Raw genomic sequence first — 6,603 nt, 5'->3', positions numbered from 1 at the left:
AAACAGGAGTTCAGACGTATGCTCTTCCAATCACGCGTCGGGCTTCCGCGCGGGCGCCGCCGCGGGCGCGCTCGGCGAGCAGCGCGCGGTAGTCGTCGAGGTCGCCCTCGAAGGGCGTGACCGTCCCGTCCGCCACCAGCCAGAGCCGGTCGGCGACAAGTTCCACCAGATGCGGGTCGTGGGTGATGAGCAGCACCGCGCCGCCGAATTCGGCGAGCGCCTTCACCAGCGCTTCCCGCGCATCGATGTCGAGGTGGTTGGTGGGCTCGTCCAGGATCAGCAGGTGCGGCGCGTCGCGCGTGGTCAGCGCGAGCAGCAGCCGCGCCTTCTCGCCCCCCGAGAGCGCGGCGATGCGCGTCTCCGCCCGGTCGGCATCGAGGCCGAAGCGGGCGAGCTGCGCGCGGCACTGCGTCTCGGTCGCCTTGGGCAGCGCCGCCTGCACATGGGTCAGCGGCGTGCCGGCGAGATCCAGTTCCTCCGCCTGATGCTGCGCGAAATAGCCCACGCGCAGGCCGCGGGTGCGGAAGGCGGTGCCGCCCTCGGGCGCGAGCCGCCCGGCGAAGAGCTTCGCCAGCGTGGACTTGCCGTTGCCATTGGCGCCGAGCAGCGCGATGCGGTCATCCTGGTCGAGCCGCAGGTTCAGGTCGCGCAGGATGGGCGGCCCGCCATAGCCCGCCGCGCAGCCGGTCAGCGAGAGGATCGGCGGGGCGAGTTCCTCGGGCGCGGGGAAGGCGAAGCGGACCGGCGCGTCCTCCACCACCGCCTCGATCGGCGGCAGGCGTTCCAGCGCCTTCAGCCGCGACTGCGCCTGGCGCGCCTTGGTCGCCTTGGCGCGGAAGCGGTCGACGAAGGACTGGATGCGCGCCCGTTCCGCGGCGACCTTCGTGTTCTGCGCCACCTGCTGCGCCTGGCGTTCGGCGCGGATGCGCACGAAATCGGCGAAGCTGCCGGGATAGAGCGTGATGTCGCCGCGATCGAGATGCGCGATGGCATCGACGCAGCGTTCGAGCAGCCCGCGGTCGTGGCTGACGACGATGGCCGCGCCCGAGAAGCGCTGCAGCCAGCCTTCGAGCCACATCGTCGCCTCGAGGTCGAGGTGGTTCGTGGGTTCGTCGAGCAGCAGCAGGTCGGGCTCGAGGAACAGGGCGCGGGCGAGCGCCACGCGCATCCGCCAGCCGCCCGAGAATTCGCGCGACGGCCGCGCCTGCGCCGCGGCATCGAAGCCGAGGCCCGAGAGGATGGCGCCCGCCCGCGCCGGCGCGCTGTCGGCGCGGATGGCGATCAGCCGGTCATGGATCTCCCCGATGCGGGCCGGGTCCGTCGCTGTCTCGGCTTCCGCGAGCAGGGCGGCGCGCTCGGTGTCGGCGGCGAGCACGATCTCGAGCAGGCTGTCCTCGCCGCCCGGCGCCTCCTGCGCGACATGGCCCATCCGCGCCCGGGCGGCGAGGCGGATTTCCCCGCCATCGGGCTGCAATTCCCCGGTGATGGCGCGCAGCAGGGTGGACTTCCCCGCGCCGTTCCGCCCGACGAGGCCGACCTTGCGGCCGGTGTCGACCTGCAGGTCGGCGCCGTCGAGCAGCGTGCGGCCGGCGATGCGGATGGTCAGGTCGCGGAGGGTCAGGACGGTCATGGAACGCCGCTTCTAGAGCAATATCCGATCGAGCAATATCCGATCCGCCGGGAGCGGGCGATCGCATGTCGTGCTCCAGAAACCATTGATCCTGCTGCACGAAATCCGAACAAACTGATTCAGTGTGATCGGATGGCGCTGGAGCCGCCCCCGCGCGCCCTGCCAGGCGCCGCGCGGGGGTTGCGCGCGCGCCCCATCCCGCCTATCCGGCCGGCCGATCCCGAACCGACCCGAGGAAAAGAGCCCCATGGCCATCGAGCGCACCTTCTCCATCATCAAGCCGGACGCCACGCGGCGGAACCTCACGGGCGCCATCAACGCCATCTTCGAGAAGAACGGCCTGCGCATCATCGCCCAGAAGCGCATCTGGATGTCCCGCGCGCACGCCAAGAAGTTCTACGAGGTGCACGCCGCCCGCCCCTTCTACAACGACCTCGTGGACTTCATGGTCTCCGGCCCGGTCGTGGTGCAGGTGCTGGAAGGCGAGGACGCGGTGGCCAAGAACCGCGAGCTGATGGGTGCGACCAACCCCGCCAACGCGGCCGAGGGCACCATCCGCAAGCTGTTCGCCGAGAGCATCGAGGCGAATTCCGTGCACGGGTCCGACAGCCCGGAGAATGCGGCGATCGAGATCGCCTACTTCTTCGCCGGCACCGAACTCGTCGGCTGACAGGCCCGCGGCGCACACGCGCCGTTAATCGCCGCCATGCCTTAGTGCCCGCTCCACTCCTGGAGCGGGCGATGGACGGCATGGCGGCACAGGCGAACCCTGAACGGGCGGACCCGCCCGACCTCGGGGCGGACCTCGCCGCGGCACTGGCCGCGGGTGGCCGCGGCCTGAGGCTCGACCTTCAGCCCATCTGCGCCGCCGCCAGCCTGGCCCCCGTGGGCTATGAGGCGCTGCTGCGCTGGGAGCACCCGCTGCATGGCGCGGTGCCGCCGCGGGAAATCCTTGCGACCGCGGCCGCCATCGGGCGCGGCGTTGCGCTCGATGCCTGGGCAATGGTCGGCGCATTCCGGCTGCGCGCCACCTGGCCCGCGGGCGGGCCCTATCTTTCCGTGAACATCTCGGCCGGCGGCATGCTGCAGGGCCACGCGGCGCCGATGGTGCGCGCCGCACTCGCCGCCACGGGCACCGACCCGCGCGGCATCGTGCTCGAACTGCCGGAAGCGGCGGTGGTCGCCGACATTCCCGGCGCCGCGGCGCTGGCGGCGGAGCTGCGCGGCCTCGGCATCGTCGTCTCGCTCGACGATTTCGGCGGCGCGGCGGGGTCGGCCCGGGCGCTGCGCGACATTCCCTTCGCCGTCGTGAAGCTCGATGCCGCCCTGACGGCGGGGCTCGCGGATGAGGGCACGGACCGCGCGCGCACCGCGATCGCCTCGGTCGTCGAGATGGCGCACGCGCTGGGCGCGACCACCATCGCCGAGGCGGTGGAGACAGCCGGCCAGATGCGCGTGCTTCGGGAAGCCGGCTGCGATGCCCTGCAGGGCTGGCTGCTCGGCCGCCCGGGTCCGCTCGCCGCCTGAACCCGGCGGGCGTTCAGCCCCAGAGCAGGTAGATCAGCACCAGCGCGACGATGATCGCGACCGTCGAGATGGTGACGAAGCGGGTGAAGCCGCCCCAGAGCGCCGTCCGCTCGGCCATGATGTCCGCGGCCTTCACTTCGACGAATTCGTAGGATTGCTGTTCGGCCACGATACGTCCCCAACCGGTCTCGATCTTCGCCTCAGCGTTTAGGAACAGCCGCCGCCGAGGGCAAGGGGTTCAGCAGCGCGCCGGACGCCGGCGCCACCCCGTCCACCCTCGCGCGGCCATCCGCGAGCCGCACCCGCCCGGCCGCCAGCCAGCCGAGCGCCGCCGGGTAGATCCGGTGCTCCTGGTCCAGCACCCGCGCCGCGAGGCTGGCGGCATCGTCCCCCGGCAGCACCGGCACTGCGGCCTGGGCAAGGATCGGCCCCTCATCCACCCCGGCGGTCACCAGGTGCACCGTGCAGCCATGCAGCCGCACCCCGGCGGCCAGCGCGCGTTCATGCGTGTCGAGCCCCGGGAAGGCCGGCAGAAGCGAAGGGTGGACATTGATCATCCGCCCCTCCCAGCGCGTGACGAAGCCTTCCGTCAGCACGCGCATGAAGCCGGCCAGCGCGATGATCCGCGCGCCGTGGCGGGCGATCTCGGCTTCCATCGCCGCCTCGAACGCCGCGCGGTCGCCGCGGTAGGCGCGGCTTTCCACGACCGCCGTCGGCACGCCCCGCGCCGCGGCATGGGCCAGCCCCGCCGCGTCGGCGCGGTTGGACAGCACCAGCGCGATCTCGGCCGGATAGGCCGGGTCCTCGGCGGCGGCAAGCAGCGCGGCCATGTTCGACCCGCGCCCGGAGATCAGCACCGCGACGCGGGCGCGGGTCATGCGCGCGGCCAGCCATCCGGCAGGTTGTCGATGCGCACGCCGGCGGGGCCGTCGGAGGGCTCGATGGTGCCGATGCGATAGACCGTCTCCCCGGCGGCGGAGAGCATCGCGGCCGCGTCCTCCCGCCGATCGCCCGGCACCGCGAGCACCATGCCCAGGCCGCAGTTGAAGACGCGCAGCATCTCCTCCGCGTCGATGTTCCCGGCCTCGGCCAGGAAGGCGAAGACCGGCGGCACCGGCCAGCCGCGCGCGTCGATCGCGGCCGTCATGCCCTTCGGCAGCACGCGCGGCACGTTGCCGGGCAGGCCGCCGCCGGTGATGTGCGCGGCCGCCTTCAGCAGCCCCGCCCGGTGCAGCGCCAGCAGCGGCTTCACATAGATGCGCGTCGGCGCCAGCAGCGCGGTGCCGAGGCTGAGCCCCGGCGCGAAGGGCGCGTCATCGGCCAGCGTCATGCCGCGTGCCTCGAGCACCCGGCGCACCAGGGAAAAGCCGTTGGAATGCACGCCGGAACTGGCGAGGCCCAGCAGCGCATCCCCCGGCGCGACGCCGGCGGGCAGCAGGCGGCCGCGTTCCGCCGCGCCCACCGCGAAGCCGGCGAGGTCGTAGTCGCCCTGCGCGTACATCCCCGGCATCTCGGCCGTCTCGCCGCCCACCAGGGCGCAGCCGGCGAGGCGGCAGCCCTCGGCGATGCCGGCGATCACCTCCCGCGCCGCGGCGACCTCGAGCGCGCCGGTGGCGAAGTAGTCGAGGAAGAAGAGCGGTTCCGCCCCCTGCACCACCAGGTCGTTCACGCACATGGCCACCAGGTCGATGCCGACCCCGTCATGCCGCCCGGCATCGATCGCGACCCGCAGCTTGGTGCCGACGCCGTCGGTGGAGGACACCAGCACCGGGTCGGTGAAGCCGGCCGCCTTCAGGTCGAACAGCGCGCCGAAGCCGCCGAGGCTCCCCATGGTGCCCGGGCGGTCGGTGGCGCGGGCGAGCGGCTTGATGGCATCGACCAGCGCGTCGCCGGCCTCGATATCCACCCCGGCGGCGCGGTAGGTGAGGGGGGAAGACGGGGAACTGGTCAGGGCGGCCTCCGATCGGCTAATGGCTGGGCGGGGCGCGCCGCCTGTGGCTGCGCCGTGTCGCCGGCCATGACGGCCGGCATGAAGGGGTTGGGGAACGCGATGCCGGCCAGGTCCCGCACCGCGCGGGTGCGCGAGAGGAACCATAGGGCGGGCCGCTTCGCAACCGCCCTGCTGCTCATGCTCGCCGCGCCGCTCGCCACGCCGATGGCGCAGGATGCCCCCGCGGCGCCCGCGGCGATCAATTTCACCCAGCGCGGCGTGCCCGCCGAGGCGACCGCCGAGAACGGCGTGATCGCCCGCGAAAGGGCGCTCGCCAACGGCCGCCGCGCGGCCTGGGAGCGACTCGCCGCCTCCGCCGGCATTTCCCGCCAGCTGTCGGATGCGCAGATCGAGCAGATGACCGCCTCCATCATCATCGAGGAGGAGCGGACGGCGCCGACGCGCTACACCGGCCGGATCACGGTGAACTTCAACCCGGGCCGCGTGCGCGCCCTGGCCGGCGGGGCGATCGCCGGCGATGGCGGCGGGACGGGCGGCGGGACCGGCGGCGGCACCCAAGGGGAGACGGGACGCCCGCCCAGCCCCGTGCCGGTCGCCGCGACGGTGGAAGCGGTGGCGCTCTACGGATCGCTGCAGGACTGGCTCGAACTGCGGCGGCGGCTCAATGCCGGCGCGGCGCGGATGGAGGTCGTGGCGATCTCGACCGACCGGGCGCGGCTGCGCCTGTCGCTCCGCGCGGCGCCCGGCGTGGTGGCGGAGGAATTCGCCCGCCAGGGCGTCAGCATGACCCCGGGGTCGGGGGCGCCCGGCGACGCCTGGCGCGTGGGCCTTGCCGGACGCTCCTGACCGCGTCCGCCGGCCGGCCGCCCCGGCCTCGGCCGATATCGAGGCAGGGCTCTTCACCCTGCCCAACCTCATCACGCTTGCGCGCCTGTGTGCCGTGCCGGCGGCGGTGTGGCTGATGCTGCAGCAGCGGCTCGACCTCGCCTTCCTGGTGTTCGTCGCGGCCGGCGTGTCGGATGCGGTCGATGGCTGGCTCGCGCGGGTGTGGAACGCGCGCTCGGCGCTCGGCGCGCTGCTGGACCCGGTGGCGGACAAGGCGCTGCTCGTCTCGGTCTATGTCACGCTGGCCGCGATCGGCGTGCTGCCGGACTGGCTCGCCATCCTGGTCGTGTTCCGCGACCTGCTCATCGTGGGCGGCGTCATCTTCCTCTGGGTGCTCGGCGTGCCGGCCCGCATCCGGCCGATCCTGGTGTCCAAGGCCAATACGGCGGCGCAGATCGCGCTCGCGGCGCTCGCGCTGCTGCTCAAGGGCTTCGGGCTGGCGGCGCCGGGGCTGCTTGCCTTCATGATCGGGCTCGTTGCCTTCACCACGCTCGCCTCCGGCATCGCCTACGTGGTCCAGGCGGCGCGGCTGACGGGCGCGAACCCGCCATGAGCGAGGCGCCGCGCCCGCCCGCGAAGCCCGGCGGCGGCCTGCCCGCGCCCGCGCCCG

At 73.3% G+C, this 6,603-nt stretch carries 8 protein-coding genes; 4 read left to right on the top strand and 4 right to left on the bottom strand.

All coding sequences use genetic code 11. The features are described from left to right. Nucleotides 1–10: 10 nt before the first annotated feature. The gene (locus HW577_RS18170; RefSeq protein WP_232475041.1) at nucleotides 11–1,630 is read right to left on the bottom strand and encodes an ABC-F family ATP-binding cassette domain-containing protein; all 1,620 of its coding nucleotides are present in this window, start codon (nucleotides 1,628–1,630) and stop codon (nucleotides 11–13) included. A 247-nt stretch (nucleotides 1,631–1,877) separates the two neighbouring features. On the opposite strand from HW577_RS18170, the gene ndk reads away from it, so the two are divergent. Continuing rightward, nucleotides 1,878–2,300 carry a nucleoside-diphosphate kinase gene (gene ndk / locus HW577_RS18165; protein ID WP_198377554.1) on the top strand — a complete coding sequence of 141 codons (423 nt, stop codon included), beginning with the start codon at nucleotides 1,878–1,880 and terminating at the stop codon, nucleotides 2,298–2,300. 44 nt (nucleotides 2,301–2,344) lie between these two features. Continuing rightward, complete coding sequence (locus HW577_RS18160) at nucleotides 2,345–3,157, top strand: EAL domain-containing protein (RefSeq protein ID WP_198377553.1); 813 nt, start codon at nucleotides 2,345–2,347, stop codon at nucleotides 3,155–3,157. A 13-nt stretch (nucleotides 3,158–3,170) separates the two neighbouring features. On the opposite strand, the gene HW577_RS18155 is transcribed toward HW577_RS18160, so the two are convergent. From HW577_RS18155 to purM, 3 genes are read right to left on the bottom strand one after another with little or no spacing between them, the layout of a single operon-like run. Continuing rightward, nucleotides 3,171–3,326: a preprotein translocase subunit SecE gene (locus tag HW577_RS18155; RefSeq protein ID WP_198377552.1), complete on the bottom strand. Its 156-nt coding sequence runs from the start codon at nucleotides 3,324–3,326 to the stop codon at nucleotides 3,171–3,173. A gap of 31 nt (nucleotides 3,327–3,357) precedes the next feature. Beyond that, nucleotides 3,358–4,035, bottom strand: a complete 678-nt coding sequence (purN, locus tag HW577_RS18150; RefSeq protein ID WP_198377551.1) for a phosphoribosylglycinamide formyltransferase — start codon at nucleotides 4,033–4,035, stop codon at nucleotides 3,358–3,360. Beyond that, on the bottom strand, nucleotides 4,032–5,108 hold the full coding sequence (gene purM, locus HW577_RS18145; RefSeq protein ID WP_232475042.1) for a phosphoribosylformylglycinamidine cyclo-ligase: 1,077 nt from the start codon (nucleotides 5,106–5,108) through the stop codon (nucleotides 4,032–4,034). Before purM ends, purN begins: the two co-directional genes overlap by 4 nt. A 78-nt stretch (nucleotides 5,109–5,186) precedes the next feature. On the opposite strand from purM, the gene HW577_RS18140 reads away from it, so the two are divergent. Both HW577_RS18140 and HW577_RS18135 read left to right on the top strand, forming a co-directional pair. Continuing rightward, complete coding sequence (locus tag HW577_RS18140) at nucleotides 5,187–5,954, top strand: hypothetical protein (RefSeq protein ID WP_198377556.1); 768 nt, start codon at nucleotides 5,187–5,189, stop codon at nucleotides 5,952–5,954. Continuing rightward, nucleotides 5,938–6,546 (top strand): CDP-alcohol phosphatidyltransferase family protein, encoded by a 609-nt coding sequence (locus HW577_RS18135; protein WP_232475040.1) that lies wholly within the window; start codon nucleotides 5,938–5,940, stop codon nucleotides 6,544–6,546. The genes HW577_RS18140 and HW577_RS18135 overlap by 17 nt, the downstream gene beginning before the upstream one ends. Nucleotides 6,547–6,603: the final 57 nt, after the last annotated feature.

Source organism: Neoroseomonas rubea, from assembly GCF_016106015.1.
In the GTDB taxonomy this organism is placed as follows: Bacteria; Pseudomonadota; Alphaproteobacteria; order Acetobacterales; family Acetobacteraceae; genus Neoroseomonas; species Neoroseomonas rubea.
This window is presented reverse-complemented; position numbering and strand designations above follow the sequence as displayed.